This window comes from Corynebacterium lactis RW2-5 (assembly GCF_001274895.1).
GTDB lineage: Bacteria > Actinomycetota > Actinomycetes > Mycobacteriales > Mycobacteriaceae > Corynebacterium > Corynebacterium lactis.
The window spans coordinates 1,291,588-1,317,459 of sequence record NZ_CP006841.1 but is presented as its reverse complement, the minus strand read 5'-3'; the positions used below and the strand labels follow the sequence as shown (position 1 = coordinate 1,317,459).

The window sequence follows — 25,872 nt, the reverse complement described above, 5'->3', positions numbered from 1 at the left end:
ACTCTTACTTCCCCTCTTTGTCGCTACTGCGGGTTGCTCGGGCCAACTCCATCACGGAACCGAATCCGTTCATGGAGGGCTTGGAAAGCGCGGGCCATTTGCGAGTAGCCAGAATGACCAGTGGTGCCGTGACAAAGAACGCGGTCACGATGTCGAAGAATGTCGACAAGCCCAGGGTGAAGGCGAAACCGCGAACGTCACCGATCGCCAAAATGTAGAGCACCACAGCTGCGATAATCGAAACGAAGTTACCCGACAGAATCGTGCGGCGAGCACGGCGCCATGCGTGCGGGACAGCAGAACGGAACGTCCGGCCGGCCCGCAGTTCGTCCTTGATGCGCTCGAAGAAGACGATGAACGAGTCCGCCGTAGTACCGATAGAGATGATGATGCCTGCGATACCCGCGAGATCCAGGGAGTAACCAATCCAGCGGCCGAGAAGGATGAGCACGCCGTAAATCATTGCGCCCGCAGCGGCAAGAGAAACGATCGAAATCGCGCCCAATCCACGGTAGAGGGCCAACGCGTAGACGAAAATGAGAGCGATACCAATCAGGCCTGCAATGAGGCCAGCCTGGAGAGAGGCGCTACCGAGAGTCGCCGGAATCGTCGTGGTCGTACCGCCTGGCTCGCCGTCTTCTCCTGCGAACGACAGCGGAAGCGCGCCATAGCGGAGGTTGTTGGCCAAAGTCTGAGCCTCGTCGACGCTGAAGTCACCGGTGATTCGAGTTGCATTACCGACTGGCGTTGCAGCCTGGATAACAGGCGCAGAAATTACTTTCGAGTCCAGCACAATAGCGACCTGGCGCTGCAGGTAATCCTGGGTCAGTTTCGCCCAAGTTGCGCCGCCTGCATCGTTCGGGCCCGACTTGAAGCTAAAGGAGACCTGGATTTCGCCGGACTGCTGATCAAAACCGCCCACGATGGGAGCATTGGTATCGATATCGTCACCGGAAAGACGCTTGCCCTTGACCTCATCGGTCTGTCCGTTAAGCAGTGGCGATTTGTCCAAAACAAGAGTCTGGCCACCATCTGGGGAGCAGGTAACAAGCGGTTTGGCCGGGTCATCTGCACCCTGCAGCGGGTCAGGCGCATTTGGATCGGTGCAGCGCATCATGGCCGCTGCAGCAACCTGGGTAGTTTCATCTTCTGACTGGCGCGTAGCCAACAGCACGTCTCGGACCTTTGTCCGAAGCTCTGCGGCCTCGATGGAGTTCGCAGGTTTCGCCGGTTCCTTCAAGTCCAGCTTCGGGGCCTCACCCAGGCTTTTTTCGAGCTCCGGTGGGATGGGCTGGTCCGGGTTCTGTGCTTTGAGAGACTTAATCGTCTGCTCCTGCTGCTGCTTCATCGACTCGAAGAGTTTATTAACCTGCTCGGTCGCTTCTTCCTTAGAAAGAATGCCCACCGAAACCCAGTCTTCGGCGACTTTCTTCACAACCTCTGCGAACCGTGCCTCGTCCGGCCCCTGCTGAGGCTGAGCGACGGGACGGAAGAACAACTGCGAAGTCTGGCCGAGCGAACGAGCCTCTTGCGAGTCTTCGCCCGGAACTGTGATTACGAGGGTATCGCCGTCCGTGACCACCTGGGCTCCGCTGACGCCCATACCGTTGACACGGTTCTCGAGGATTGTGCGAGCCTGGTCTAGCTGTTCGCGAGTAGGCTGCTGCCCCTGCGGAACCAGGGTCACTCGGGTACCGCCCTGAAGGTCGATGCCTAACTTGGGCTTAAGCGATCCCCCACCCGTAAACAGGACGAGGGCATAAGTAAGGACGAGGAAAGCAGCAAACAGCGCCAAAAGCCATTGGGGCCAATGACGCTGAAAAGTACTCGAGCCACCTCTGGATTTGCTGTTCAAAGCAAGGCTCCTGACTGAAAACTAATGAGGAATATGTGGACTATGCTCGAAGGCTATTTTTCTTCTTCAACGCCGTCACGAGGCGAAGGCGATACCGCGGTCTCGGCTGATTCTTCCGAGTTGTCCGTCTTGCGAAGATCACGCTGTGCGTAGTCAGCACCTGTACCGTCGGAGAGGTTACGCGCGATTGCTGCTTTTTCCCAGCGGGTAACGACGCCGTCGGCGATGGTCAGGTCGACCGTAGTCTCAGTGGTGTCGACGACGATGCCATGCATCCCCGAGCCCGTAATGACCTCAGCTCCGGGAACCAGACGAGACTGCATTTCGCGGATATTGCGAACCTGCTTGTTCTGCTTGACAATCTGCCACAGTGGCAGGGCCAAAAACAGCAGCAGGAGCACTAGAAGAATAATTGGATCCATAAATGACGAGTTTAACCAATGGGCCTGCCTGGGTTGCATCCAGACAGGCCCTTTAGCTTCGACTTCTCGACTATCAAGTTGAAAAACTAAGAGCCAAGAGTTCCGGGAGGAGCTTGCAGCCCCAGATGTTGCCAGGCCGACAACGTAGCGACTCGTCCCCGCGAGGTTCTCGCAATCATGCCGGCACGTACCAGGTAGGGCTCGCAAACTTCCTCGATTGTCGATGGCTCCTCACCTACCGCCAACGCCAGTGAGTTCACTCCGACAGGTCCACCGCCGTGGCCTTTAATCAGTGTGGTGAGCACCGCGCGGTCCAGGCGATCCAGACCAGACTCGTCCACATCAAATACGATTAGAGCTGCCCGTGCGGCACCCAGGTCAATAACTCCGCCAGCGTGCACATCAGCGAAATCGCGTACGCGCCGCAGCAGCCGGTTCGCGATACGGGGCGTTCCGCGGGAACGAGATGCAATCTCTACAGCCGCATCCGCGCTGATTTCCACCCCGAGAATTCCCGCCGCACGAGTGACCACCTTGGTTAAGTCCTCGACCTCGTAGAACTCCATCTGAGCGGTAAAGCCGAAGCGGTCTCGCAGCGGGCCAGTTAGCATACCCGAACGCGTCGTGGCCCCTACCAGGGTAAACGGCGGTATTTCCAGCGGTATCGAGGTCGCGCCAGGCCCCTTGCCTACGATGACATCGATGCGAAAATCCTCCATCGCCATGTAGAGCATTTCCTCAACAGGCCTGGCTATGCGGTGAATCTCGTCGATGAAGAGGATGTCCCCTTCGAGCAGGTTCGACAGCATCGCGGCTAGGTCTCCTGCCCGAATTAGCGCCGGCCCCGACGTCATTCGCAGCGACGTGCCCATCTCCTGTGCAATGATCATCGCCATCGTTGTCTTGCCCAGCCCGGGCGGACCCGAAAGCAGGATATGGTCCGGGGCCACTTTGCGGCCTTTGGCTCCTGCCAGAACAAGGTCGAGCTGTTTGCGAACCTTCGGCTGACCAATGAACTCATCTAAGGATTTCGGCCTGAGATTCGACTCCGCATCGAGTTCTTCGAACTGCGCCCTGGCGTCGACATCTCTCCCCGCCTGCCCGAAGCGGTCATTCGCCGAGGGAAAGGAGGTATCCTGCACGTTGAATTCGGTGCGTTCGATGTCCGTCATAGTCCCCTAATCCTATTCCACAAAAACCATTCGCCGGACTCGCCGCCTAGTTGCCGAGCACCTTGAGCGCAGCCTTCAGCGCCATCGACGTGTCCAGTGTCGGATCTGCCGCGACTACTGCTTCCGCAGCCGAGTTGGCCTCCACCTCCGGGAAGCCGAGGCCGACAAGAGCTCCAACAACCTGAGCCATGTCCGCCTTCAGCGCTACTCCCGCTGCCGCGATGCCTCCCGCGCCCGCTTGGGAATCCTCGCCAGCAATCTCTGCCCGGTCCTCGAAAACCTCGACTTTGTCTTTGAGCTCGACAAGCAATCGCTCTGCCAACCGCTTGCCGACGCCACTTGCAGCCTGAAGTGCTTTCGCGTTTTTCGTGGCGACAGCGTGAGCGATGTCCGCCGGGGACAATACCGCCAAAATGGCCATTGCAACTTTTGGCCCCACGGTCGAGACCGTACGCAGGAGCGCAAACATTTCACGTTCCTGCGTGTTCTCGAAACCGTACAGCGTCATTGCATCCTCGCGGACAGCCATTGTTGTCAGCAACAATGTTTCCTCGTGCCGAGTCAGCCTTGAGGCAAGCCTCGCGGTGATGCTTACTAGGTATCCAACCCCCGCGCATTCGATAACGCAGTAGTTTCCACCAAGGTCGACGACCTCACCTCGTAGTGATGCAATCATTTCCGCTCCGAGTCCTTCCCTGCTAACCTGCGTTGCTTTTCTAATGCTTCCATAGTCATTCGCTGGCGCCTTAGGACCGGCGCTCGCCAGCAATGGCAGATTGCAATTGCTAACGCATCGGCCGCATCGGCCGGCTTTGGAGGCTCTCCCAGCCCCAAAATTCTAGTGACCATCGCGGTCATCTGCTTTTTGTCCGCACGACCGTTTCCAGTAAGTGCTTTCTTCACTTCAGAGGGCGTGTACATATGGACTTCGAGGCCGCGCCGAGCTGCCGCTAGAACCAGGACACCAACCGCGTGCGCAGTCTGCATCACAGTGGAAACATTTCCTCTTTCGAATACCCTTTCCATCGCGACCACATCCGGCTGGTATTCGTCCATCCATTGTTCGGCCGCATTGGAAAGCCTCAGGAGTCGATCCTCCAGCGGAGCATCAGAAGGTGTACGTGCGACGCCGACCGCAATAGGCACGACTCTTCTCCCCTGACCGCCGTCCGCAACGGATAGACCACAACGGGTAAGGCCCGGGTCAATGCCCATTACCCGGACTGCACCGACACATTCATTCACCCTTAAACTAATACCACAGCTACCGAACATTTGTTTGCATAAGGGCCTGGCTCGCAGTCGGGCCAAACTTTGATAGGTTAATGACCATGAATACTCCAAAGGGCCTTTACGGCAAGCTCGCGCTGGCAGAGATGGTGACCTGGGCGCTACTAATCCTCGGTCTCGCACTCAAGTACGTATTCAAGGTAACCGAAATGGCTACGACCATCTTCGGCGGTATCCATGGTTTCACCTTCCTCTGCTATGTTGCGACCACCATTTTGGTGTGGATTAACCAGAAGTGGACCTTTGGTCGCGGTGTCGCAGGACTCTTTTCCTCGATCATCCCGTTTATGACCTACCCCTTCGAGCAAAACACCCTCAAGGCAGGACTGCTGGAAGGCCCCTGGCGCTTCACCGATGTCTCTGAGCGCCCGAACGGAATTTTCGAGTGGGCACTCGCCACCATCATTCGACGCCCGTTCCTTTCTGCATTGGCAATCTTGATTATCCTCGCCGTCGTCTTCTCTCTGCTACTTATGGCGGGTCCGCCAACTCAGTGGTTCTCTTAGAAACTCAAGCCTTCGGAGGCAACGGTCCCCGCAGCCTGCGAAGCCCATGCCTCCCACCCTTTCTGAAACGCGAAACAGGGGCACCGCAGGAATCCATTCCTTGCGGTGCCCCTATTTTTCTTTGTGACGATTTAGGCGTCCAGCTCGGCCATCACTTCATCGCTGATGGATGCGTTGGAGTATACGTTCTGGACGTCATCCGAATCTTCAAGCGCGTCAACCAGGCGCAGGAACTTTCGGGCGCCTTCGGCATCGAGCTCTACCATGGTGGAGGCGCGGTAATCCTGATCCGCGGAGTCGTACTCAATTTCCGCGTCCTTCAGAGCGGTGCGTACTGCCATCAGGTCAGTAAATGCAGAGACGACCTCGAAGTTTTCATCCAGGTCGTTGACCTCCTCAGCACCAGCATCCAGTACGGCCATCAGGACGTCATCCTCGGACAGTTCGCCCTTGGGAAGGACAACAACACCCTTCTTCTCGAACATGTAAGACACGGAACCGGAGTCGGCCATATTTCCGTTGTTCTTATTAAAGGAGGAACGAACTTCAGATGCCGCACGGTTGCGGTTATCGGTCAGGCACTCGACGATAACTGCCACGCCGCCGGGTGCGTAACCCTCGTAGACAATGGTCTCCCAGTCGGCACCGCCGGACTCCTCGCCAGAACCGCGCTTGCGGGCGCGCTCGATGTTATCGTTCGGGACAGAGGCCTTCTTCGCCTTTTTAATCATGTCATCGAGGGTCGGGTTACCAGCTGGGTCGCCACCACCAGTACGCGCCGCGACCTCGATGTTCTTAATCATCTTTGCCCACTCTTTGGAGCGCTTGGCGTCGTTAGCAGCCTTCTTGTGCTTGGTGGTTGCCCATTTTGAGTGACCCGCCATTTGCTAGTACCTAGTTTCCTCTCATCAAAGTCCCACGTGCGTGGGAAACGTCAATCGTCGATTATACAAAGTGTGCGGCTAAAACCCGACAAGCTCACGGAGGAAAAATTGGTGAACGCGAGTTTCCCCGGTCGACTCAGGATGAAAGCTCGTCGCCATTACCGTTCCCTGCCGCACCGCGACCATTGCCCCTGCTGCTTCTCCCGCAGACTCGGGCACATGGGCCAGAACTTCGATTTCGTCGCCGACACGCTCGATCCACGGCGCCCTGATGAACGCCGCATGAAGTGGTTTCTCCCCTTCGGCGATTCGCAGTGCCGGCATTTCAAGATCGGTTTCGAAGGAGTCGACCTGCCGTCCAAAAGCATTTCGTCGAACCGTCATGTCAACGGCCCCGAGGCTGACTGCATCTGGCCGGGTATCCAAGACCTCGTCGGCAAGCAGGATCATCCCGGCGCAGGTGCCGAACGCGGGCAGGCCGTCGGCAAGCGCTTGGCGCAGCGGAGCTTCGAGCTCGTTGAAGACCATCAGCTTACTCATGGTCGTCGATTCACCGCCGGGGAGAATGAGGCCGTCGATTCCGTCGAGGTCCCGAGGCAGCCGGACCTTGCGGTGGGCTACCCCGAGCTGATCGAGAACGTATCCATGCTCGTCGACATTGCCTTGAAGAGCCAGGATACCAATCGTTTCATTCGCCATTAATCGAGGTTCTCGCTTTGGGGGTCGAAGTTTGCAGTATGCGGCACCGATTCCACACCGGGCGCCAGGGTCCTGGTCAAGCCCTCTTGCGTGACCACCGCAACCAACTCACCAGCCTGGTTAAAAATGCGACCGTGGGTGAGCGCCCGTCCAGCGTGTGCGGACGGGGAAATCTGATCGTAAAGCAGCCACTCGTCAGCGCGGAAGGGGCGCATGAACCACATCGCGTGGTCAAGGCTCGCCTCCTGAACCTCGACGCCGGGATGCGGAACGAGCGCCGAGGACAGCAATGTCATGTCCGACATGTACGCCAAGGTGCACACGTGGAACGTGTCGTTGTCGGGCAACCGGTCCTTCGCACGGAACCAGACCAGCTGTTGGGAATTCGTATACTTGTTATGTTCGAAATCGCCCTCGTCGATAACTCGAATATCCCAATCAGCCCACTCACGTAGCAGGAGACGCCGCGTATCCGTCATCTTCGAGGTATCGGTGACGACATCTTCAGGCTTCGGCACCGAACGCATGATATCCGAGTGCTCGATGCCGGTATCCCCCTTGCGGTGGAAGCTAACCTGCATGACGAAAATCGTGCGACCATCCTGGACTGCTTCCACCGAGCGGTGGCAGAAAGAGCGCCCGTCGCGAATCCTCTTGACGACGTAAACTGTAGGAATGTGCGGCCGACCGGGGCCGACGAAGTACGCGTGGAGAGAATTCACGGCGAACGTAGAGCCGACCGTACGCGTGGCAGCCACAAGGGATTGGCCGGCAACCTGACCACCAAAGGTGCGCTGCAGAATCGACTTAATTACCGGACCGCGGAAAATGTCCCGATCGATGCGCTCGAGGTCTAGCACTTCGCGAATGTCCGCCATGATTTCCTCTCTTTTAAAAAACACGCCCGGAAAACCTTAATCTTTCCGGACGCTAGGTGTCTTACCAGCCACGCTCCGCGAGGCGGTGCGGCTGAGGAATATCGTCGACGTTAATACCCACCATGGCCTCTCCGAGGCCTCGGGAGACGTCGGCGACGACCTTGGGATCGTCGTAGTGCTGCGTTGCCTGGACGATCGCCTTAGCGCGCTTTTCCGGATCACCAGACTTGAAGATGCCCGATCCCACAAAGACGCCCTCAGCGCCAAGCTGCATCATCATCGCAGCGTCAGCAGGGGTAGCGATTCCGCCTGCGGTGAAAAGGACGACGGGGAGCTTGCCCTTTTCCGCAACTTCACGAACGAGTTCGTACGGCGCCTGAAGCTCCTTGGCCGCCACGTAGAGTTCATCCGAGGCCATCGACTTCAGTCGGTTGATCTCCGCGCGAATCGTGCGCATATGAGTAACGGCGTTAGAGACATCGCCGGTCCCGGCCTCACCCTTGGAGCGAATCATGGCTGCGCCCTCGTTGATACGGCGAAGGGCTTCGCCGAGGTTCGTCGCACCGCAAACGAACGGAACCGTGAAGTCGAACTTGTCGATGTGATTGGAGTAGTCCGCCGGGGTGAGCACCTCGGACTCGTCAATGAAGTCGACCCCGAGGGACTGCAGTACCTGGGCCTCAACGAAGTGACCGATACGAGCCTTAGCCATCACGGGAATGGAGACGGCGTTGATGATGCCCTCAATCATGTCCGGGTCCGACATGCGGGAGACCCCGCCCTGGGCGCGGATGTCCGCGGGCACTCGCTCCAGAGCCATAACTGCGGTCGCGCCCGCATCTTCGGCAATCTTCGCTTGCTCCGGGGTAACGACGTCCATAATGACGCCGCCCTTCATCATCTCTGCAAAGCCGCGCTTGACGCGAGCTGTGCCCTGACCGGAGTTGTTATCAACAGTGCTCAACGAACCCTACTTCCCTACTTGGTTTAATAATGCGGCTGTTTACCCCGAAAACCACTATTCGCGGCGATTGCGAACCGCATTTGAGGGGTAAAAGCCTAGGCACCACTATAGCCGTTGAGGTAGACAGTCCAGTTCATTACCTACCGGGAATTCCGCGAACGACGCGCTATCCTTTCGATTCAGTCGCTGACCTGGTCGCGAGAACGTCCGACATCTCGAAGTATTCGGGTTCAGGGGCTGTGCCGGCAAGGCGCAGAACTCGAACCAGAGGGAGCGCACGCAGCGCTTTGGTGTCCGTCACCGCATCGTTATAGAAACGCCGTGCCAATTCCACGCGCGTATGCACGTCCGCAAGCTCGATTGCGAAGGCTCTCTCGGGTGGTCGGCGCTCAGATAGCCGAACGATTTCCCTTGTCAGCTCGTTTTCCGCATCGGCCCTGCGGTTGAGCTCCCGCGCGGACACCGGGGCGGCCTCAGCTTTCGCCACTGCCGGGCTCAACTCGGGAAAAGTCGCTCTCGCCACCGCCGCGCGCCTCCCCAGGGCCGCCTCGAGTGAAGCTCTCGCCAGGTCAGTCCGGATATGCATCCGGTTCAGCCTTGTAGCGGTCGCCGAAGCCACGACAGCCAACAACAGCGCCAAAAATAACGCAACCGCCAAGACGATTACCCACAGTGGCAACGTGACCATTCGTTCTACTCCCTTACCTCATTTTGGTTGACCCCGGCCCAGCGATTCATTGCCTGCTGAGCGACTGTCAGGGTGTGACCACGACCCGTTCCCCATCCAATCGCACCGTGTCGTAGACCTGCAGCACTTTATCTGCAATGGTCGACCAGTCATATTCCCATGCACGGCGATGCCCCCGCTGCCTCAATTCGGACCGCAGGCCCTCATCCTCAAGCAACCGAATGACGGCATCTGCTAGGTCAGAAGATTTACCGTTGGAAAATTGCAGGCCGTAGGTTCCGTCATCAAGCACCAGTCTAAAGGCATCGATGTCCGAGGAGATGACGGGCGCGCCCGCTGCCATCGCTTCGACCAGCACGATTCCAAAGCTCTCGCCACCTCTCTGCGGGGCGATGTAGGCTTCGCAGTCGCCGAGAATCGCGGCCTTCGCCTCTTCCGAAAGCCTGCCGAGGAAACGCAGAGCCGACGCATTCTCTCCCGCTTTACGACGGCTCGCCTCGGCGTCCCCGTCTCCGACCACACATACTTCAACCTGGGGAAATCGGTGTCGAATTTCTGGCAGCGCGCCGAGAAGGACGTCGAAGCCTTTACGGGGTTCGTCGAAGCGCCCAAGAAACACAATCCGGGGATGGCCGGTCCTGCGAGCCGGGATTTCCGGGAACGCTGTGGAAGGCTGTGTCGACTCGTAATCCGCCACGCGGACTCCGTTTGGCACGAGGACTGGATCCCCGCCGAGCTGCTCGACCTGCCATCGGCGAGCGACCTCTGAGACAGCAATACCTCCGCGAATTCGTTCGAGGTAGCGCCGCAGAAATGGCGTCGCCAGCTTCAGGGCCAACGAATTCGTGGCAGCGGAGTGATATGTCGCCACAATCGGCCCCACGGCATTGGCCAACGCCAACATGGAATAACTGGGAGAGTTTGGTTCATGGATGTGGAGGACATCGAAGTTTCCCTCTTGCATCCAGCTTCGCACCTTTCGGCGTGTACGGGGACCGAAGGATAACCTGGCGACGGAACCGTTGTATGGAATGGGTATCGCCGCGCCGCCCTTAACAACGAAGTCGGACAGTTCGCATTCCTCGCTGGCTGGGCCGATGAGGCTGACTTCGTGGCCGCGGCTTATGAGTTCCTCGCAGAGGTCGATTGCATGAACCTGCACCCCGCCGGGAACATCGAAGGAGTAAGGGCAAACCATTCCGATGCGCACCTATTTCCTCCTGTCTGCGGTCCAAAACGGCTGCAGCATGTGCCAGTCGGCCGGATGCGCCGCAATATCTTTCTCGAAAGCCCGCGCTACATCCTGAGTAATTTCGTCGAGCTCACGCCCCTCGGTCGGAACCTGACGATGCACCTTCAAGCCCCAGCCTTCTCGATAAAAGGACAATCCTACTGGATGCAACCTGGCACCAGTCTGTTGCGCGAGGAGAGCAGGCCCCACAGGCATAGTCGTCGTTTCGCCGAAGAAGGCCACCTCAACGCCGGAGGAGTTCAAGTCCCGATCGCCGAGCAGACAAACAATACCGCCGTCTTTCAACCTCTCGCGCAAAGTCGGTAGTGCGGATTCACCGCCGGTCAACGGGAGAATCTCGAAACCCAACGACTGCCTGAAGTCGACGAAAGCGTCATAGAGGACCTCCGGCTTCAGGCGTTCCGCTACGGTCGTAAATTCGCCATGGCGGGAAACTAGCCACACCCCCGCCATGTCCCAGTTGCCGCTGTGCGGTAACACCAGCACCACCCCGTCACCCGCAGCGCGCGCTTCGCCAATCCGCTCTAGGCCGTGACCAGAGTTCTCCAAGGCCTCCGCCAGTCGCGGGGACGCAATCGTCGGCAAGCGAAAAGCCTCGACCCAGTAGCGCATATAGGAACGCATCGATGCCTCCACGAGCGACTGCGGAACCGCCTCCGCGGAGCAGCTCAGGACGCGCGCCAAGTTTGCGCGAAGCTGCGCAGGACCGCCACCAGAACAGACACGGGCGGCGACGGCATCGCCTAGTCGATAGGCCAATTTCTCAGGGACGAAGCCGAGAAACTTCCACCCCGCGATGTAGCCGAGGGCGATCAGGTCCTTTTTAGTACGAGGAAAGAATAGACGCGGCATGGACTGCGTCTCCTTTTAGTTCGGATTAGTCGCGGAGTCGCTAGCGCCCTTCGGCGGAGCGATCCGATCAAGCGCCCCGGGTTGCTTGGCAACCATGTAAAGGCGCTGGCCAACTGTAAATACAGACCCGACCGCCAGAATCCACATCGCTGCAGACAGCGCGAAACTGACACCAAGCCCTTGCAGGCCGATGCCCAGAAGCGCGATAATGAGACGTTCAGCGCGCTCGACCACGCCGCCCTCGACTTTGAGTCCACTCGCCTCGGCGCGGGCCTTGACGTAGGAAATAACTTGCGATGCCCCCATGGTGATTAACGTCAGCGCAAGTAGCACCTTCGGAGCACCGAATGAATAGACAATCCACATCGCAATCGCACCGAACAGAGCCGCATCGGTAATACGATCGCAGGAGGCGTCGAGCGTGGCGCCGTATTTAGTGCCTCCGCCGCGCAACCGCGCCATGGTGCCATCCAGCAAATCAAACGCGGTGAAGATGGCCATCAAAACCGCGGCTGCGACCAAATGACCGGTCGGGATGAGAATCACTGCGATGGCAACGGAAATAAACGTTCCAACTAGGGTCACCGCATTAGGGCTAATCCCGGCTTTGTTGAATGCCCTCGCAATCGGTTCGACAACTGGTTTGATGGGCGCTCGCCCACGCACACTCAGCACTAGGAGTTCCCCTCCTGATGGGAGGCCTGCTCAGCGTCTGATTCCGCGATTTCGCGCCAGCCATCTGCTAGTAACTGTCGGGTTGCCTTTAGCGTCTGAGGAAGAACCTTGGTCCCGTCGATCACGGTCATGAAGTTAGCGTCCCCGGTCCACCGGGGCACGATATGCATGTGCAAGTGATCGGCAACCGAGCCTCCCGATGCCTTCCCCAGGTTAAATCCAGCGTTGATCGCGTGCGGACGTGACACCGTTTTAAGGGTGCGGATAGCATGCTGCGCGAACTGCATCAACTCGATTGATTCCTCTGCCGTCAAGTCCTCAAGGTTGGCGACCTCACGGTAAGGGATCACCATCATGTGCCCCGGGTTGTAAGGAAACAGGTTCAAAATCGCGTAGACGAACTCGCCACGCGCCACGATGAGGGCATCCTCATCCGAGCGCGACGGCAGTTCAACGAAGGGGTTATGGGGCGCAGCCTTGACGTGCACGCCCCGGTCGACGATGTAGTTCATCCGATACGGTGCCCACAGCCGCTCGAGCCGATCGGGCTCGCCGTAGCCACGGTCAACATATTGCGTTTCGCTTTCCGACGATGCCCCGGTGTGCTTCGAGCTCTCCACCACGTACCCCTTCGCTATTGCTCCGCGGGCAGTCCCGTGGAGCCTACACATTCCCGCCGACTAATCGGCCGAAACGTTTTCCTTGTTCGGCTGCTCATTGTTGCGCGACGAGACCCATTCGGCGATGATCTCGACCGCCTTGTCTACCGCGACGCCATTAATCTGGCTGCCATCGAGGAAGCGGAAGGAAACTGCACCAGCTTCAATGTCGCGAGCACCCGCAAGAATCATGAACGGGACCTTCGCCTGGGTGTGGTTGCGAATCTTCTTCTGCATACGGTCATCCGAGGTATCCACATGTGCGCGAAGGCCTCGGGACTTCAGCTGCGCGGTGAACTCCTGCAAGTGCGGAATGCAGTCATCCGCCACTGGAATACCTACGACCTGTTCAGGCGCCAACCATGCCGGGAAAGCACCGGCGTAGTGCTCCAGAAGGACTCCGAAGAAACGCTCGATGGAACCGAACAGCGCACGGTGGATCATAATCGGGCGTTGCTTGGAACCGTCCGGAGCGGTGTACTCCAACTCGAAGCGCTCCGGCAGGTTGAAGTCCAGCTGTACCGTCGACATCTGCCAGGTACGGCCAATAGCGTCGCGCGCCTGAACCGAGATCTTTGGACCGTAAAATGCGGCTCCGCCCGGATCCGGAACCAGTTCGAGGCCAGAGGCGTCAGCAACGCGCTGCAAGATAGCGGTCGACTTCTCCCAGATTTCATCGGAGCCGACGAATTTCTTATCGTCCTTTGTCGAGAGCTCGAGATAGAAGTCATCCAGACCGTAATCGCGCAGCAGCGAAATGATGAAGTCCAGCACATCGGTAAGCTCCTGCTCGAGCTGATCCTCGGTGCAGTAGATGTGCGCATCGTCCTGGGTGAATCCGCGGGCACGGGTCAGGCCGTGGATAACGCCAGACTTCTCGTAGCGATACACCGTACCGAACTCGAACATGCGCAAAGGCAGTTCACGGTAGCTGCGGCCGCGAGAGGAATAGATTAGGTTGTGCATCGGGCAGTTCATCGGCTTGACGTAGTAGTCCTGCGGCGCCTTGGTGCAATTACCGTGCTCGTCGTATTCGCCGTCGAGCTGCATCGGCGGGAACATGCCGTCAGCGTAGAAGTCCAGGTGGCCAGACTTCTTGAACAAATCGCCCTTGGTCACGTGCGGAGTATTGACGAAGTCGTATCCCGCCTCGATGTGACGGCGACGGGAGTGCTGCTCCATCTCGTTGCGAATGATTCCACCCTTGATGTGGAACACGGGGAAACCAGATCCAATCTCGTCCGGGAAGCTAAACAGGTCCAGCTCCTGGCCAAGACGACGATGATCGCGCTTTTCCGCCTCCAGCATGCGATCGAGGTGCTCGTCCAGCGCCTCCTTCGACTCCCACGCAGTGCCGTAGACTCGCTGCAAGCCATCACGGGACTGGTCACCGCGCCAGTACGCGGCCGACGAACGGGTGATCTTAAAAGCGGGGATGTAACGAGTGGTCGGAACGTGCGGGCCACGGCAGAGATCGAACCATTCAACCTCACCGGTACGAGGGTTGATGTTGCGGTACCCGGTCAGTGTCGAACCGCCGACATCGACGTTTGCCTCGTCGTCGTCGGACACCTGCCCCTTGGACTTCTCCAGGATGAGTTCGAGCTTGTACGGCTCGTCGGCGAGCGCCTCTTGCGCGTCCTCTACAGAATCGAAAGCGAAACGCTCGAACCGCTGACCGGACTTAATGATCTTCTTCATGCGCTTTTCGATGCGCTTGAGATCCTCCGGAGTGAACGGCTCGGCGACCCGAAAATCGTAGTAGAAGCCATTGTCAATCGCCGGGCCAATGCCCAACTTCGTGCCTGGAAACTCTGCTTGCACGGCCTGCGCCATCACGTGCGTAGCCGAGTGGCGGATGACATCGCGACCGTCCGGGGTGTTCGCCGGAACTGGCTCCATTACGGTGTCGGTCTCGGGAACGTAGGACAGATCGCGGAGGGTTCCGTCAGGATCACGGACGCAAACGATGGCGTCGGCACCCTTGTTGGGGTAACCCAGGTCTCTCATAGCCTCGCCCGCAGACACACCTGCGGACACGTTAAATGGGGCTGGGGTTGCTGATACTTCTGACACGGCGGGCGTGTACTCCTTTTCACAATTCTTAGAAGGTCACATACCTGGTGACTTTCTTCAGTCGAACACACACCTTACCGCACACTCGGCGCTTAGTCCGCGAGGAGGTCCTGCGCCCAGTACTCGCTTTCCGACGTTCCCCTCGGCATCACGAATACAGCAGAACCAATATGGAAAATCCACTGGTTCATCCGGTCACCTTCGGCCAAGCGCTGCTGAATAGGGTGGAACTGCTCCAGGGGGTTCTTTTGATAGCAGGCGAACACCAGGCCCGTGTTGGAAGTGAATCGACCGTCCTTTTCGGGCGGGAGGTCGTAGTTATACACGCGGCGCAGGAGCTTTTGGTTTGGCAACTCTTTGGGAGGCATCGCGAGAGCCACGTGACTTTGGGGATCGGTCAACGGCAAACCGTACTCGTCAGTCTTGGACAGGTCGACAGTTTCGAACTCGTCTTTGCCTCCGATTGGCGCACCTGTATCAATCTCTCGACCCGTTGCCACCTTGCGGCTAATCCGGTCGAGGATATCCCAGCCGTCCATGTCCATCTCGATGCGACGGACGACTAGCGCGGAGCCCCCGCGCAGCCAATCGGCACCGTTTTCAATCCAGACCTGGTCCTTGAACTCTTCGCGGGCGCGCGGATTGATGGTCCCATCCTTCTGCCCGAAAAGGTTGCGCGGAGTCTCCCCTTCTTGCAGCGCCCCCTTGGCATTGAGAAAGCCTTCCTGGATCCAATGAACGTCCAAATATGGCGCCGAGTTCCGAATCATCAGTCGAGCGGCATGCGAGACCACCACTGGATCGTCAGCACAGATTTGCAGACAAAGATCGCCACCGTTCCACTCTTCGCGCAGTTCGTCGGTCTTATATGCGGGAAGAGGTTTCAGCCAATCGGGCTTTTCTGCTTCTTTTTCGGCGACTTCGAAGAACCTCTCCCCCAGGCCAAGAGTGATAGTAAGGTTCGCCGGCGCCTGCATCAGCTCGTAGTCGAGATCGGTACGCGATGCCTTGCCCGCCGTCATCCGACGCGCATCATCAGTCCAAACACGCATGAGGTTTCGCAGCCGGGTCCGGTCCACGTCCTTCTTGATATTGAAGGCAATTAACCAGAGGTGCGACTGAGAAGGAGTGTCAATGCCTGCCTGATGTACTCCATCAAAAGCCACCGTGGCAGTTTGCAGCGGCGGCTTCTTTGGCTTTTCCGGCTCACGCTCCAATCCAATTGCATGTGCCTGGGACGCCCCGGCAGCGGCAGCTGCGCTAGCTCCGGCGGCGACCCCCAGGCCTCCGAGGAAATGACGCCGGGACAGATCGGGAGACATCTTTGCTCTATTACCTTTCACTTCCATAAACGCGAAAACAGCGTCAGATACGAAAAGGCGCCGAAAGCGGTGCTTTATTCACACCCTACCCTTCGACGCCTTGTATTAATCCATCACGACACGATGCGTGATGCGATGAAAAATTCAGCGATTCTTAGTGGTTATGGCCTTCGTGATCCATACCCTTTTCGCCATCCATCTTGCCCTCCATGCTGCCATTGTGGCCTGGGTTCTCGAGCTGACCGTCGGAACCGTAGTTCTCTTCACCAGCAGCCTGGACACGAACCTGGATGTCCTGGGTCACCGAGGATCCGTCGGCAAGCTTCACGACGAGCTTGTACTCGGCGCCGGACTCCATGGCCTCGTCGTTGTCCATAATCATCAGGTGCTTGCTGCCCGGAGCCAATACCAACTCACCGCCAGCCGGAATGGTCAGGCCACCCTCAACCGGGAACATCTTGCCATCCTTGGTGTCGTGTTGCTCAAACTTGGTGCCGTCCTTCAGCCCCTCAACAGAGAAGGACTCAATCTTGATGTCCTTATCAGTGCTGTTGGTGAAAGTCCCGAAGATACCGGTCATCATCTTATCGGCCGGCTTTTCCTTGATGTAGGCATCCTTCAGGGTGACAGCTGCCTCGTCGCCCTTCATCTCGGAGGTAGCTTCGGTCGCTTTGGACGAGGCCGACTCAGTAGCCGTAGCAGCCTTATCGTCAGCGGAGCAACCAGCCAGGACGAGAGCGAGCGCGGCAGAACCTGCGACGAGGGCACTAGCGGTGCGATTGAGCTTCATTATGATCTTGCCTTTCGGTTAATAACGACGACGACAACGGCGATGAGGACAATCAAGCCCCCGCCCAGACCATAGGCCCATAGCGGGACGGCGGATGAATCTTCGGCGGTGCCATCGCGACTCTGAACTTCGGTCTGATTTCCTTCGGCATCCGCCGAAGCCCCATCCGCGACCTTAAAGGTAATCTTTCCTCGGGTGGAGTGACCGTCGGATGAGGTGATCTGGAACCCTACGAGGTAATTACCGGGACCAGGATTAACATCATCAGGAATTGGAAGCGTGACTTGGTTTCCCATCACGGTGGGTTCGTGAGAGTACAACACTTTTTGGGCATCACTGTCACTGACAGCGACCGTATTGAAATTTTCCTTCGGGTCGCCGGAGAAACTCAAAACCACTTCGCGGGGAAACTCCTGCACGACCTGACGGTCAGCAGGAACCGAGGAGATTACAGCGTCATGGGCGAGCGCAGCAGGAGCAACATAGAACGCATTAGCGCCTAGAGCCAGGCCGACAAACGCGCCGACCACACTGCGGCGCACGTTAGCGCGGCAATCACCGTGGAACCTGTCTCCACTAAGTTGCGTATTGATCCGGGGACTCACGAGGGCAGTACAACTCCTAAAAAGTGAGACAACCAACCTAGGGCGCAATGACCATCACGCCCTTATAGTTATAGTCGGGGGAACCTCCTCTAAAGTTCCCGAGAACTATAAATGAGTTACACATCACATTTGCGATGCGCCTCTACTGCGCTCCCACAAATGCACCAGGGTGGCCCGATTCAATCTTGACCTTCAATCCTCAATTGGGCATATCCAGAGACACAGCCCCAGCAAAAAGAAAAAACCCTGCATTACGCAGGGTTTTTAATTGGTAGTCCCAACTGGGATCGAACCAGCGACCTTTCCGGTGTGAACGGAACGCTCTTCCACTGAGCTATGGGACTTCAAACAAGAGAACTTGCCTAACCATTACACCAGGCAAATGAAACGTCGGCGCAACGGGTCCGAAGAAGAAACTAGCACGTTCCCCTACCAACAACAAAAACCATACGACTTGGCCTGCGAGCCCTCCATTCCGCCAAAATTAGCCACAGAAGTTTAGACGGAGAATGCCCACGGGACTTTAAATTACACCGGAGAGATTTGCACACGTGAAAACTCCCCGAATCTTACAGCATCGCCAATGCAAAAAGAACACTCAACAGGCGATTTGTAATCAAACCGGAAACCGCGCTAATGTTTTCTTCGCACCGCAAGGAAGTGGCTACTTCCCGTCATACTGGCGGCAGCCCACTTACTTCGGAAAAGCAATGCGGATGTAGCGCAGTTGGTAGCGCATAACCTTGCCAAGGTTAGGGTCGCGGGTTCGAGTCCCGTCATCCGCTCTGGTTTTTCAAAATGGCTTATCGCATGATATAAAATTTTGAGCAGCCAAAAGAGGCGTGAATATGTCTCACGGTGGAATGGCCGAGTGGCGAGGCAACGGCCTGCAAAGCCGTGTACACGGGTTCGATTCCCGTTTCCACCTCAACATGAAAATTCAATCGATTTTCATGAATAAGCGCGTTTAGCTCAGCGGGAGAGCGCTTCCCTGACACGGAAGAGGTCACTGGTTCAATCCCAGTATCGCGCACAACGTCTAACCAATCTTCGATTGGTGAACGTTACGCGGATGTAGCGCAGTTGGTAGCGCATAACCTTGCCAAGGTTAGGGTCGCGGGTTCGAGTCCCGTCATCCGCTCTGCAGACGCCCTCTCTAGAGGGCTTTTGCTTATGAGTTCTACTCATATCAGCGCGTTTAGCTCAGCGGGAGAGCGCTTCCCTGACACGGAAGAGGTCACTGGTTCAATCCCAGTATCGCGCACAACGTCTAACCAATCTTCGATTGGTGAACGTTACGCGGATGTAGCGCAGTTGGTAGCGCATAACCTTGCCAAGGTTAGGGTCGCGGGTTCGAGTCCCGTCATCCGCTCAAACATTCCTCCCCTCACCGGGAGGGCTTTTATTTTTCGGTAGCCCACGCGAGAAGCCGCACCCACGCAAATGTAGGTGCGGCTTTTATTCTCTACCTAGTTACCCAACTTTCGTGCCAACTAGGTAGTGCCTCAAGCGCTTTACGCAGCCCCGTCCGAACGACCGCCCAGTTCGCGGTCAATTCGCAGGACCCCCGATCCGTCATCGCCGACTAGCTCCAGGCGGCCGATAATTGTGCGGACAGTGTCCTCTTCCTCGATCTGCTCAGAAAGGAAAGAGTCGAGGAGCGGCCGGGAATCAATGTCGCCTTCTTCGTCTGCGAGCTTACGCAGTGCTCTGATCGATGCGGAGACCCGCTCTTCATGCTCGAGAGCCGCACGGAATGCATCGAGAGCGCTGGTGACCTTGACCTCCGGGGCCGGAACAGTGCCAATCTGCGGACGGTTGTCGCGATTGTCCAGGTGCGCAATGAACATGTTCGCGTGAGTAACTTCTTCTTCAGCCTGCGCACGCATCCAGGTAGCCATACCGCTCAGGTCCAGCAGGTCCAGCTCGATCGCCAACTGGCGGTAGACGTGGGAAGCGGTCAGCTCCATGGTCAGTTGATCGTTGAAAGCCTTTTCAAGAGTGTCAGTAAGTCGCATAACTCATACAATAATTGCGCAAAATACAATCGGCAAGGACTATGAACCTACTCAATTTAGCCAGGCCTTGCCTATTAAGTTAATTGACGCATAGGCTTTGTTTCATGCCTACGCAACCGCCCTTCTCCGAGATTCTCAAGTTTCTAGGCCATGCATCGCCCACTTCTCGTACCCACTTTTTACCTGGTCAGACACGTGTTTCAGCCATCGCCGTCACCAGCCTGGATGGGCGCGGCGCTATGGAGGGAACCTCTGGCGGCCTCGGCAACACCATGGACGCGGAAATCTTTAATACCCATCGCGCGCTCTCCGACGTCGTTTTCGCCGGCTCCGGAACAATCGCGGCAGAAGAATATGGCCCCGTCGAAATCACCGATAGCCAAATGGAGGTTAGACAAGAGCAAGGACGCCGTGAGCATGTCGTCATGGCTACGCTGTCACGATCCTTAGATATCGACCCATCGCTGCCATTCTTTTCCGCAGCAAACGACCTCTCTCCGGAGCCCATCATTTTCACGGCGGAAATCAGCAACGTAGCGAAAGATGACCGAGAGCGATTCTGTGAGCGTCGTAAAGCACTCGTGCAGGCTGGGGCCAACGTGGTCCCCCTTATAGAGCCAAGCGTTTACGCAGCACTTGGAGAGCTGGGAGCGAGGGGTTACTGCGATATTTCTTTTGAGGGCGGTCCGACTATGTATGCGGAAGCATTGCGCTTGGACTGTGTAGACGAGCTGCTGCTCACGGTGTCACCTTTTTGGGTCGGAGCCGGGCCAACGACGTTCGGGCAGGCTCCCGCCGCAGACGATAAAAAGAGGAAAGTTCGACCACGCGAATTTACCTTGGCGGATGCCTTAATAGACGACTCGCATACATTCCTCCGCTATTTTCGGCAGCGCTAACGATAACCTGAACAGTGTGAATTCGACTTCTTCGCCGACACAGCAGCAATGCCCCACTCCCTCGGATGAAAGGCTCACCGGCGGCGCCTTTGCTCCCCGATGGATTCCACAGAACCTTTCTAGAGCTCTGTGTTCTTTCCTGTGGCCGATTGTGATTGTCGAAATCATTCACCGCGCCTGGATTCTTTCGAGCAATCTCGCGTCAACGGATGACTTTACGACCGTGTGGTCCGCCGTTGATCGCTTTGTTTCCGGGGTTCCGGTATATTCCGAAAACTATCTGACAACGGATCCGCACTACCTCTATTCGCCCGGTGCGACACTACTGCTGTCCCCTATGGCTCTATTCGGGGATATTGATTCGGGGCGACTATGGTTCGCAATAATTCAGGCCATCGCCATCGTCGCGGCGTTGGTTATGCTGCTGCGCTGGCTTGGAGTCGAAAAGCAGAGCCCACTGATTCCGGGTTTGGTTGCTATTGCGTTTTTGACTGAGCCGGTCACAAATACTCTCGACTTCACGAACGTCAACGGTTCGCTTTTCCTAGCGCTCGTTGCCTTCCTGATTCTCCTCGATATGAGGAAGAGCCTTCTGGCAGGTTTGATCATCGGGCTTGCTATCGCGATTAAACCTGTTTTCTTACCACTACTCTTTTTGCCGTTTATGCGCAGGCAATTTTCCACGGTGATTGCCGCGATTGCCGTTGTAACTGCTGCTAACGCCGCGGCCTGGCCGGTCATGGTGCAGCCGCGGGATTATATTGATATCACAATTCCTTACCTGGGCATCGTGCGCGATTATGCTAACGCATCACTCCCCGGCCAGCTGGTTTGGTTCGGCGCGAACCCGAAATTGATTTTGCTTTGGCAGGTTTTCTTTGCGGCCTTCGTAATCGTCGCACTTGTACTTCTTCTTCGTTGGCTCGAACGCGATGAAAAGTTTTGGCTTACCACGACCTCAGGGCTGCTCCTGACTGGCGCATTTTTCCTGTCCTCCCTCGGGCAGCAGTACTACTCTCTGATGCTATTCCCTCTGGTGCTGAGTATCCTGCCACCGCTGCTGGGCACTAAGAACGAAGAAGGGACGGTCGCCAGAACCGTGATGCTCAATTGGCCTGCAGGGCTTGCCGTGGTCCTCTGCTTCTTCCTGGCTAACTGGATTGTTGAAACCGGGGATTTCCTCACCTCTTGGTTCACTATTGCGATTGCGGCGTTCGGATGGGGTTTGCTGATTCTTACTATCGCAGGCGCTTCAATCAGGATGACTATTGAAGATGTCCGTAACGGGCGTAGCTTTAAGTCCGGATTCGACTGGCTCGGAAAATGGATTCCGGGCGCAAACTCATCCAACGCCCAATCGAGCTAGGAGACAAATGACCATGCCTGACTCAACATTCGAAGACTGGAACCTGACGGACGAACAGTGGCGCGAGCGGCTGTCAGCCGCGGAGTACCAGGTGCTTCGTGAAGCCGGAACCGAACGCGCCTTTACCGGCGAATACACGGACACGGAAACCGCGGGAGTCTACCGCTGTCGCGCCTGCGGTTTTGAACTGTTCCGCTCTACGGAGAAATTCCACTCCCATTGCGGTTGGCCATCATTTTTCTCGCCGCTAGCTGGGGATCGCGTAATCGAGCGCCGGGACACCAGCCACGGCATGGTGCGCACTGAGGTCCTGTGCGCGCGCTGCAACTCCCACCTTGGTCACGTATTCGAGGGTGAGGGCTACGATACCCCAACCGATCTGCGCTACTGCATCAATTCGATTTCGCTGACCCTGGAAGAAGCCGAGTAGGTCGTACTTTCAAGTTAATCCTTTAAACTGCGCATGGCCGATATAGAAAATGCGACAAGCACCCAGCTTGTCGCATTTTGCGCTTTCGCCAAAGCCTTTCCGGCTACGGCAAAACGTTAATAATCTCCTCAATATCGTCGACGCGACGACCGGTGTGGAACGGAATCTCCTCTCGGACGTGAAGTCGAGCTTCTGTGTAGCGCATCTTCCACATCAGGTCGACGATTCGATCGAGCTCAGGACCTTCAAAGGCGAGAATCCACTCGTAGTCGCCGAGCGCAAATGCGGGGACGGTGTTGGCACGAACGTCTGGGTAGTCGCGGCCGGCCATTCCATGCTCAGCCAGAATCTTGCGACGCTTCGCGGAATCCATCACGTACCACTCGTAGGAACGCACGAACGGATACACAGCGATCCAGCGGCCGGGTTCCTCGCCCATAATGAACGACGGAAGGTGCGACTTGTTGAACTCAGCCGGTCGATGCAGACCAGCGTTCGACCAGTGCGCAGTGGAGGCCTGTCCAAGAGGCGTCTCACGAAGGAAGGCGTTGTAGAAGGCCTGGAGGTCCTCCATCTTCTCTGCGTGAATCCAGAACATGTAGTCTGCCTCGGCGCGCATGCCAGAAATATCGTAAAAACCGCGAATGATTAGGTCCTCATTCTCGTAGCGCTCCAGGAATTTCCGGGTCTTCGCTATTGCGTCCACGCGGTCTTCACCAAGCTGTCCAGGGCGGACTTTAAAGGCTGACCACATGGTGTATCGCACGGTTTCGTTGAGCTTCTTAAAATCCAACTTCGCCATCTTTGCTCCTTACTAATTCAAGGTTATAGAAGATTAATTGATTTCCGCAGCGACTTTCGCCGCAGCCTCTCGTGCGTTGGCAATGCACTCGGGGATTCCGGGGCCACTCAGCCAAGCCCCCGTTAAGGCCAATCCCGGCACCGTAGCTACATCCGCGGTCGCAAAGTCCATCAGCTGACCGTGGCCAACATCGAACTTGGGAATTCCGTTCCACCACCGTTGGACAATTGTTTCGGCCGGTTCCACCGCAAATCCAGTGGCCTGTGCCAAATCGCGTTTCGCGTGCTCTACCAGTTCCTCGTCGGAGAGGTGCACAGCGGAATCGTCGTCAAGCCGGCCAAAGCTAGCACGCACAACCGCTGGGTATCCCTCGCTAATATGCGGCCATTTCCGGGACGAGATGGTAAATGCCTTGGCGCACAGCCCTGAGTTGATTTCGCACAGCACTCCGTTGATTTCCGGCAACCCCTCGGCAGAATCAAAACACATCGCGACGACTGCACAACTCGCGGCATCCACACCACCGATGATTTCTCCAGCGTCCGGCACCAATTTCGCCACAAGTTGGGCAGTGGACTTCGCCGGCGCCGCAACGACCACCCCGTCGGCAAGCAAGCTCTCGTGGCTTTCTTCGCTTGCCGACGTCGGCTCCAACGAGAGTTCAAAACCTGTATCTACCCTGCGAATCGCAGTTCCCACAGTGCCGAGAATCAATTCCGCGCCCGACTCCTCGGCGAGCGTCGAATAAAGCACCTCGAACCCGTCTCGGAAGGTTTTGAAGACTGGCGGGCGTTTCGGAATCGGTTTGCCTTCCTTGCCTTCTGAATGCACGGCCTCCGATCCGAGCCTTGGCTGTTGCGCTTGCTTGCGGCCGTCTAGGACTCTCTTTACCGCCCCGCCAAGGCTGACAAACTCACCGGCGCTAGCCATAGAGTCCAGAGCATTCGCCAACTGGGGAATGGTCGCCCGGATGCCTAAGTCGTAGGCAGTCGACGAGTAGACGCCACCGAGTAGAGGCGAGACGATCCGATCGACTACATCGGGGCCGAAGCGAGCAGCCACCAGTTGGCCAACATTCATATCGTCTCCCGGGACCCAGTGGATTCCGGCTGAGAGTTCTAGATTGGATTCGTTCGCGATAGTCTCGAGCGTCTTAGCCGGCAAAAGGTCCTCGAGACCCCCGGGGCTCGCGGGAATGCCCATAATGGTGTTGCGAGGCAGCTGGCGCAGCTTGCCTCCGACGTAGAGCTGCGACGGGTACGTCGACGGGGGCACTAGCTGGTCGCCAAGCCCCAATTTGGTGAAGAAGTCGGTGGCATCTTTACGGAAAGCCAAGTAAGCCTCGGCACCGACTTCGAGCGGCCCGCGTTCGGTAAGGACGGTCTTCAATTTGCCGCCGATTTTTTCTGCCCCGTCAACCACTACGATTCGAGCGCCCGGGCCTAATCTTCGGCGAAGCTCGTACGCACTTGTGAGTCCGGAAATACCGGCACCGATTACAGCGACGGTTTGAGGTTTGACAACCACGGTTTTTCATACGCTATCTGCGCCACTCATAGCAGCGCGGTCAGTTTGTTTTTGGCTTTATTGAGTAATTGGGGCTAGTTGCTGTGAATTATCTCCACCGCCCGAGTAATCATGCCTGGGTCAGTTTGCGGGAGAACTCCGTGCCCCAGGTTGAAGATGTGTCCGCGGGCATTGCCTCGAGCAATCGCGCGGTCGGCTTCGCTGCAGACCCTCTTGATTTCTGCTTCGAGCGCTTTTTCTCCCGAGAAGAGAATCGCTGGATCGAGATTGCCCTGAAGCGCTAACGCGGTGGACTCGGGGTCCGCACCCGGTGTCGCCTCAGCCAGCGATGCACGAATCCTGGACGCCGCTGCATCGAGTGGAACTCGCCAGTCGACACCCATTACTTCTGGGCCCGCCTCTGCCATAGCCCCGAGCAGTTCGCCTGTGCCGACTCCGAAGTGAATGCGGGGAATCCCCGCGTCCGCAACGGCGGCGAAGATTTCCGTCGAATACGGCAAGACAAAACGACGATAATCACGCTGCGTGAGGAATCCGGCCCAGGAATCGAATAGCTGAACCGCATCGACGCCAGCTGAAATTTGGGCTTTGAGGAATGTAATCACCATCGGGGTAATCTTCTGCATCAGTTTGTGCCACAGCTCGGGATTCGAATGCATCAACGCCTTCGTCTGCTCGTGGTTGCGCGATGGACCACCCTCGACGAGATAGGAGGCGAGTGTAAACGGAGCGCCGGCGAAGCCAATAAGAGCCTGAGATTCGTTCAGTTCGCCAAGAATCAGGCCGATCCCCTCGGCAATGGGCGCCAGCTGCTCCTCAGCGACATCTGGAAGTGCCTCGATATCGTTCGAACAACGAAGCGGATTTTCGACAACCGGCCCTCTCCCTGGCACGATATCCAGATCAACGCCAGCGGCCTTGAGCGGGACGACAATGTCGGAGAACAAGATTGCAGCGTCGACATCGTGCCTGCGTACGGGCTGCATGGTGATCTCCGCAAGCAGATCTGGACGGAAGCACGAGTCCAGCATCGCGATATCCTTACGCACCTGCCGGTACTCCGGAAGCGAACGGCCTGCTTGCCGCATGAACCACACGGGGCGACGGGATGGCGACCTGCCGTAGGCCGCATCGATAATCGGTGCGTCTTTCAAAGCACGACGGTTATTCATATCGACCATCATGCCCCAAACAGCTTAGAAAATTTATACAGGTGGGTAAGAAGTTTACTTCTCTCGCAA

General features: G+C 57.2%; 26 protein-coding genes and 7 tRNA genes. 10 read left to right on the top strand and 23 right to left on the bottom strand.

The window, feature by feature from the left end:
- Window positions 1–4: 4 nt before the first annotated feature.
- From secD to ruvC, 5 genes are all read right to left on the bottom strand, one after another.
- Window positions 5–1,855, bottom strand: a complete 1,851-nt coding sequence (secD, locus tag CLAC_RS05810) for a protein translocase subunit SecD (RefSeq protein ID WP_053412090.1) — start codon at window positions 1,853–1,855, stop codon at window positions 5–7.
- Window positions 1,856–1,908: 53 nt separating this feature from the next.
- The gene (gene yajC, locus CLAC_RS05805) at window positions 1,909–2,277 is read right to left on the bottom strand and encodes a preprotein translocase subunit YajC (RefSeq protein ID WP_082313158.1); all 369 of its coding nucleotides are present in this window, start codon (window positions 2,275–2,277) and stop codon (window positions 1,909–1,911) included.
- Window positions 2,278–2,363: 86 nt separating this feature from the next.
- On the bottom strand, window positions 2,364–3,449 hold the full coding sequence (gene ruvB / locus CLAC_RS05800) for a Holliday junction branch migration DNA helicase RuvB (RefSeq protein ID WP_053412089.1): 1,086 nt from the start codon (window positions 3,447–3,449) through the stop codon (window positions 2,364–2,366).
- 46 nt (window positions 3,450–3,495) lie between these two features.
- Window positions 3,496–4,125 (bottom strand): Holliday junction branch migration protein RuvA, encoded by a 630-nt coding sequence (ruvA, locus tag CLAC_RS05795; protein ID WP_053412088.1) that lies wholly within the window; start codon window positions 4,123–4,125, stop codon window positions 3,496–3,498.
- Entirely contained in the window at window positions 4,122–4,664 is a 543-nt protein-coding gene (gene ruvC / locus CLAC_RS05790; protein ID WP_082313156.1) for a crossover junction endodeoxyribonuclease RuvC, read from the bottom strand. The genes ruvA and ruvC overlap by 4 nt, the downstream gene beginning before the upstream one ends.
- Before the next feature lie 116 nt (window positions 4,665–4,780).
- On the opposite strand from ruvC, the gene CLAC_RS05785 reads away from it, so the two are divergent.
- Window positions 4,781–5,245 carry a DUF3817 domain-containing protein gene (locus tag CLAC_RS05785; protein WP_053413303.1) on the top strand — a complete coding sequence of 155 codons (465 nt, stop codon included), beginning with the start codon at window positions 4,781–4,783 and terminating at the stop codon, window positions 5,243–5,245.
- A gap of 131 nt (window positions 5,246–5,376) precedes the next feature.
- Here the strand turns inward: CLAC_RS05785 and CLAC_RS05780 are convergent, their stop codons facing one another.
- The 14 genes from CLAC_RS05780 to CLAC_RS05715 all read right to left on the bottom strand — a co-directional run bounded on the left by CLAC_RS05780 (window position 5,377) and on the right by CLAC_RS05715 (window position 17,933).
- Window positions 5,377–6,129 (bottom strand): YebC/PmpR family DNA-binding transcriptional regulator, encoded by a 753-nt coding sequence (locus CLAC_RS05780; RefSeq protein WP_053412086.1) that lies wholly within the window; start codon window positions 6,127–6,129, stop codon window positions 5,377–5,379.
- A gap of 78 nt (window positions 6,130–6,207) precedes the next feature.
- The gene (pdxT, locus tag CLAC_RS12300) at window positions 6,208–6,828 is read right to left on the bottom strand and encodes a pyridoxal 5'-phosphate synthase glutaminase subunit PdxT (RefSeq protein WP_082313154.1); all 621 of its coding nucleotides are present in this window, start codon (window positions 6,826–6,828) and stop codon (window positions 6,208–6,210) included.
- Window positions 6,828–7,706, bottom strand: coding sequence for an acyl-CoA thioesterase (locus CLAC_RS05770; RefSeq protein WP_053412084.1), 879 nt, complete (start codon window positions 7,704–7,706; stop codon window positions 6,828–6,830). Before CLAC_RS05770 ends, pdxT begins: the two co-directional genes overlap by 1 nt.
- Before the next feature lie 61 nt (window positions 7,707–7,767).
- Window positions 7,768–8,670, bottom strand: coding sequence for a pyridoxal 5'-phosphate synthase lyase subunit PdxS (gene pdxS / locus CLAC_RS05765; RefSeq protein WP_053412083.1), 903 nt, complete (start codon window positions 8,668–8,670; stop codon window positions 7,768–7,770).
- Window positions 8,671–8,836: 166 nt separating this feature from the next.
- Window positions 8,837–9,358, bottom strand: coding sequence for a LemA family protein (locus CLAC_RS05760; RefSeq protein WP_053412082.1), 522 nt, complete (start codon window positions 9,356–9,358; stop codon window positions 8,837–8,839).
- 67 nt (window positions 9,359–9,425) lie between these two features.
- Entirely contained in the window at window positions 9,426–10,568 is a 1,143-nt protein-coding gene (locus tag CLAC_RS05755; protein ID WP_053412081.1) for a glycosyltransferase family 4 protein, read from the bottom strand.
- Window positions 10,569–11,462, bottom strand: a complete 894-nt coding sequence (locus CLAC_RS05750; protein WP_053412080.1) for a phosphatidylinositol mannoside acyltransferase — start codon at window positions 11,460–11,462, stop codon at window positions 10,569–10,571.
- A gap of 15 nt (window positions 11,463–11,477) precedes the next feature.
- Window positions 11,478–12,137, bottom strand: coding sequence for a phosphatidylinositol phosphate synthase (gene pgsA / locus CLAC_RS05745; protein WP_053412079.1), 660 nt, complete (start codon window positions 12,135–12,137; stop codon window positions 11,478–11,480).
- Window positions 12,137–12,757 (bottom strand): ATP adenylyltransferase, encoded by a 621-nt coding sequence (locus tag CLAC_RS05740; RefSeq protein ID WP_053413302.1) that lies wholly within the window; start codon window positions 12,755–12,757, stop codon window positions 12,137–12,139. The genes pgsA and CLAC_RS05740 overlap by 1 nt, the downstream gene beginning before the upstream one ends.
- 60 nt (window positions 12,758–12,817) lie before the next feature.
- On the bottom strand, window positions 12,818–14,806 hold the full coding sequence (gene thrS / locus CLAC_RS05735) for a threonine--tRNA ligase (RefSeq protein WP_245622020.1): 1,989 nt from the start codon (window positions 14,804–14,806) through the stop codon (window positions 12,818–12,820).
- A 158-nt stretch (window positions 14,807–14,964) separates the two neighbouring features.
- The gene (locus CLAC_RS05730) at window positions 14,965–16,194 is read right to left on the bottom strand and encodes a Dyp-type peroxidase (RefSeq protein ID WP_053412077.1); all 1,230 of its coding nucleotides are present in this window, start codon (window positions 16,192–16,194) and stop codon (window positions 14,965–14,967) included.
- 154 nt (window positions 16,195–16,348) lie between these two features.
- The gene (locus CLAC_RS05725) at window positions 16,349–16,984 is read right to left on the bottom strand and encodes a copper chaperone PCu(A)C (RefSeq protein ID WP_053412076.1); all 636 of its coding nucleotides are present in this window, start codon (window positions 16,982–16,984) and stop codon (window positions 16,349–16,351) included.
- Window positions 16,984–17,589 carry a copper resistance CopC family protein gene (locus CLAC_RS05720; protein ID WP_053412075.1) on the bottom strand — a complete coding sequence of 202 codons (606 nt, stop codon included), beginning with the start codon at window positions 17,587–17,589 and terminating at the stop codon, window positions 16,984–16,986. The genes CLAC_RS05725 and CLAC_RS05720 overlap by 1 nt, the downstream gene beginning before the upstream one ends.
- A 269-nt stretch (window positions 17,590–17,858) precedes the next feature.
- Window positions 17,859–17,933 (bottom strand) — tRNA-Val (locus tag CLAC_RS05715).
- 368 nt (window positions 17,934–18,301) lie between these two features.
- On the opposite strand from CLAC_RS05715, the gene CLAC_RS05710 reads away from it, so the two are divergent.
- The 6 genes from CLAC_RS05710 to CLAC_RS05685 all read left to right on the top strand — a co-directional run bounded on the left by CLAC_RS05710 (window position 18,302) and on the right by CLAC_RS05685 (window position 18,961).
- A tRNA-Gly gene (locus CLAC_RS05710) sits at window positions 18,302–18,374 on the top strand.
- A gap of 72 nt (window positions 18,375–18,446) precedes the next feature.
- Window positions 18,447–18,517 (top strand) — tRNA-Cys (locus CLAC_RS05705).
- Between the two features lie 33 nt (window positions 18,518–18,550).
- Window positions 18,551–18,622: transfer RNA gene (locus CLAC_RS05700), tRNA-Val, on the top strand.
- A gap of 35 nt (window positions 18,623–18,657) precedes the next feature.
- Window positions 18,658–18,730, top strand: a tRNA-Gly gene (locus tag CLAC_RS05695).
- A gap of 51 nt (window positions 18,731–18,781) precedes the next feature.
- Window positions 18,782–18,853 (top strand) — tRNA-Val (locus CLAC_RS05690).
- Window positions 18,854–18,888: 35 nt separating this feature from the next.
- Window positions 18,889–18,961 (top strand) — tRNA-Gly (locus CLAC_RS05685).
- Window positions 18,962–19,103: 142 nt separating this feature from the next.
- Here the strand turns inward: CLAC_RS05685 and CLAC_RS05680 are convergent.
- Complete coding sequence (locus CLAC_RS05680) at window positions 19,104–19,607, bottom strand: ferritin (RefSeq protein WP_053412074.1); 504 nt, start codon at window positions 19,605–19,607, stop codon at window positions 19,104–19,106.
- A 104-nt stretch (window positions 19,608–19,711) separates the two neighbouring features.
- Here CLAC_RS05680 and CLAC_RS05675 point away from each other — a divergent pair, with 104 nt between their 5' ends.
- Genes CLAC_RS05675 through msrB form a run of 3 tightly spaced genes read left to right on the top strand, consistent with a single transcriptional unit; the run spans window position 19,712 to window position 22,302 of the window.
- Entirely contained in the window at window positions 19,712–20,506 is a 795-nt protein-coding gene (locus tag CLAC_RS05675; RefSeq protein ID WP_053412073.1) for a dihydrofolate reductase family protein, read from the top strand.
- Between the two features lie 16 nt (window positions 20,507–20,522).
- On the top strand, window positions 20,523–21,872 hold the full coding sequence (locus CLAC_RS05670; protein WP_245621995.1) for a glycosyltransferase family 87 protein: 1,350 nt from the start codon (window positions 20,523–20,525) through the stop codon (window positions 21,870–21,872).
- A gap of 13 nt (window positions 21,873–21,885) precedes the next feature.
- A complete protein-coding gene (msrB, locus tag CLAC_RS05665) occupies window positions 21,886–22,302 on the top strand; it encodes a peptide-methionine (R)-S-oxide reductase MsrB (protein WP_053413301.1) in 417 nt (138 codons plus the stop codon).
- Between the two features lie 103 nt (window positions 22,303–22,405).
- Here msrB and hemQ read toward each other — a convergent pair whose 3' ends face one another.
- The 3 genes from hemQ to hemE form a co-directional block, all read right to left on the bottom strand.
- The gene (hemQ, locus tag CLAC_RS05660; protein WP_053412071.1) at window positions 22,406–23,104 is read right to left on the bottom strand and encodes a hydrogen peroxide-dependent heme synthase; all 699 of its coding nucleotides are present in this window, start codon (window positions 23,102–23,104) and stop codon (window positions 22,406–22,408) included.
- Window positions 23,105–23,137: 33 nt separating this feature from the next.
- Window positions 23,138–24,631 (bottom strand): protoporphyrinogen oxidase, encoded by a 1,494-nt coding sequence (gene hemG / locus CLAC_RS05655; RefSeq protein WP_053412070.1) that lies wholly within the window; start codon window positions 24,629–24,631, stop codon window positions 23,138–23,140.
- A gap of 74 nt (window positions 24,632–24,705) precedes the next feature.
- Complete coding sequence (gene hemE, locus CLAC_RS05650; protein WP_053412069.1) at window positions 24,706–25,815, bottom strand: uroporphyrinogen decarboxylase; 1,110 nt, start codon at window positions 25,813–25,815, stop codon at window positions 24,706–24,708.
- Between the last annotated feature and the right edge of the window lie 57 nt (window positions 25,816–25,872).

Coding starts and splice junctions, on each gene's coding strand:
- yajC (WP_082313158.1), bottom strand. CDS start 2,277: ATGGATCCAATTATTCTTCTAGTGCTCCTGCTGCTGTTTTTGGCCCTG.
- ruvB (WP_053412089.1), bottom strand. CDS start 3,449: ATGACGGACATCGAACGCACCGAATTCAACGTGCAGGATACCTCCTTT.
- ruvA (WP_053412088.1), bottom strand. CDS start 4,125: ATGATTGCATCACTACGAGGTGAGGTCGTCGACCTTGGTGGAAACTAC.
- ruvC (WP_082313156.1), bottom strand. CDS start 4,664: ATGGGCATTGACCCGGGCCTTACCCGTTGTGGTCTATCCGTTGCGGAC.
- CLAC_RS05785 (WP_053413303.1), top strand. CDS start 4,781: ATGAATACTCCAAAGGGCCTTTACGGCAAGCTCGCGCTGGCAGAGATG.
- CLAC_RS05780 (WP_053412086.1), bottom strand. CDS start 6,129: ATGGCGGGTCACTCAAAATGGGCAACCACCAAGCACAAGAAGGCTGCT.
- pdxT (WP_082313154.1), bottom strand. CDS start 6,828: ATGGCGAATGAAACGATTGGTATCCTGGCTCTTCAAGGCAATGTCGAC.
- CLAC_RS05770 (WP_053412084.1), bottom strand. CDS start 7,706: ATGGCGGACATTCGCGAAGTGCTAGACCTCGAGCGCATCGATCGGGAC.
- CLAC_RS05760 (WP_053412082.1), bottom strand. CDS start 9,358: ATGGTCACGTTGCCACTGTGGGTAATCGTCTTGGCGGTTGCGTTATTT.
- CLAC_RS05750 (WP_053412080.1), bottom strand. CDS start 11,462: ATGCCGCGTCTATTCTTTCCTCGTACTAAAAAGGACCTGATCGCCCTC.
- thrS (WP_245622020.1), bottom strand. CDS start 14,806: ATGAGAGACCTGGGTTACCCCAACAAGGGTGCCGACGCCATCGTTTGC.
- CLAC_RS05730 (WP_053412077.1), bottom strand. CDS start 16,194: ATGTCTCCCGATCTGTCCCGGCGTCATTTCCTCGGAGGCCTGGGGGTC.
- CLAC_RS05725 (WP_053412076.1), bottom strand. CDS start 16,984: ATGAAGCTCAATCGCACCGCTAGTGCCCTCGTCGCAGGTTCTGCCGCG.
- CLAC_RS05680 (WP_053412074.1), bottom strand. CDS start 19,607: ATGCGACTTACTGACACTCTTGAAAAGGCTTTCAACGATCAACTGACC.
- CLAC_RS05675 (WP_053412073.1), top strand. CDS start 19,712: ATGCCTACGCAACCGCCCTTCTCCGAGATTCTCAAGTTTCTAGGCCAT.
- msrB (WP_053413301.1), top strand. CDS start 21,886: ATGCCTGACTCAACATTCGAAGACTGGAACCTGACGGACGAACAGTGG.
- hemQ (WP_053412071.1), bottom strand. CDS start 23,104: ATGGCGAAGTTGGATTTTAAGAAGCTCAACGAAACCGTGCGATACACC.
- hemE (WP_053412069.1), bottom strand. CDS start 25,815: ATGATGGTCGATATGAATAACCGTCGTGCTTTGAAAGACGCACCGATT.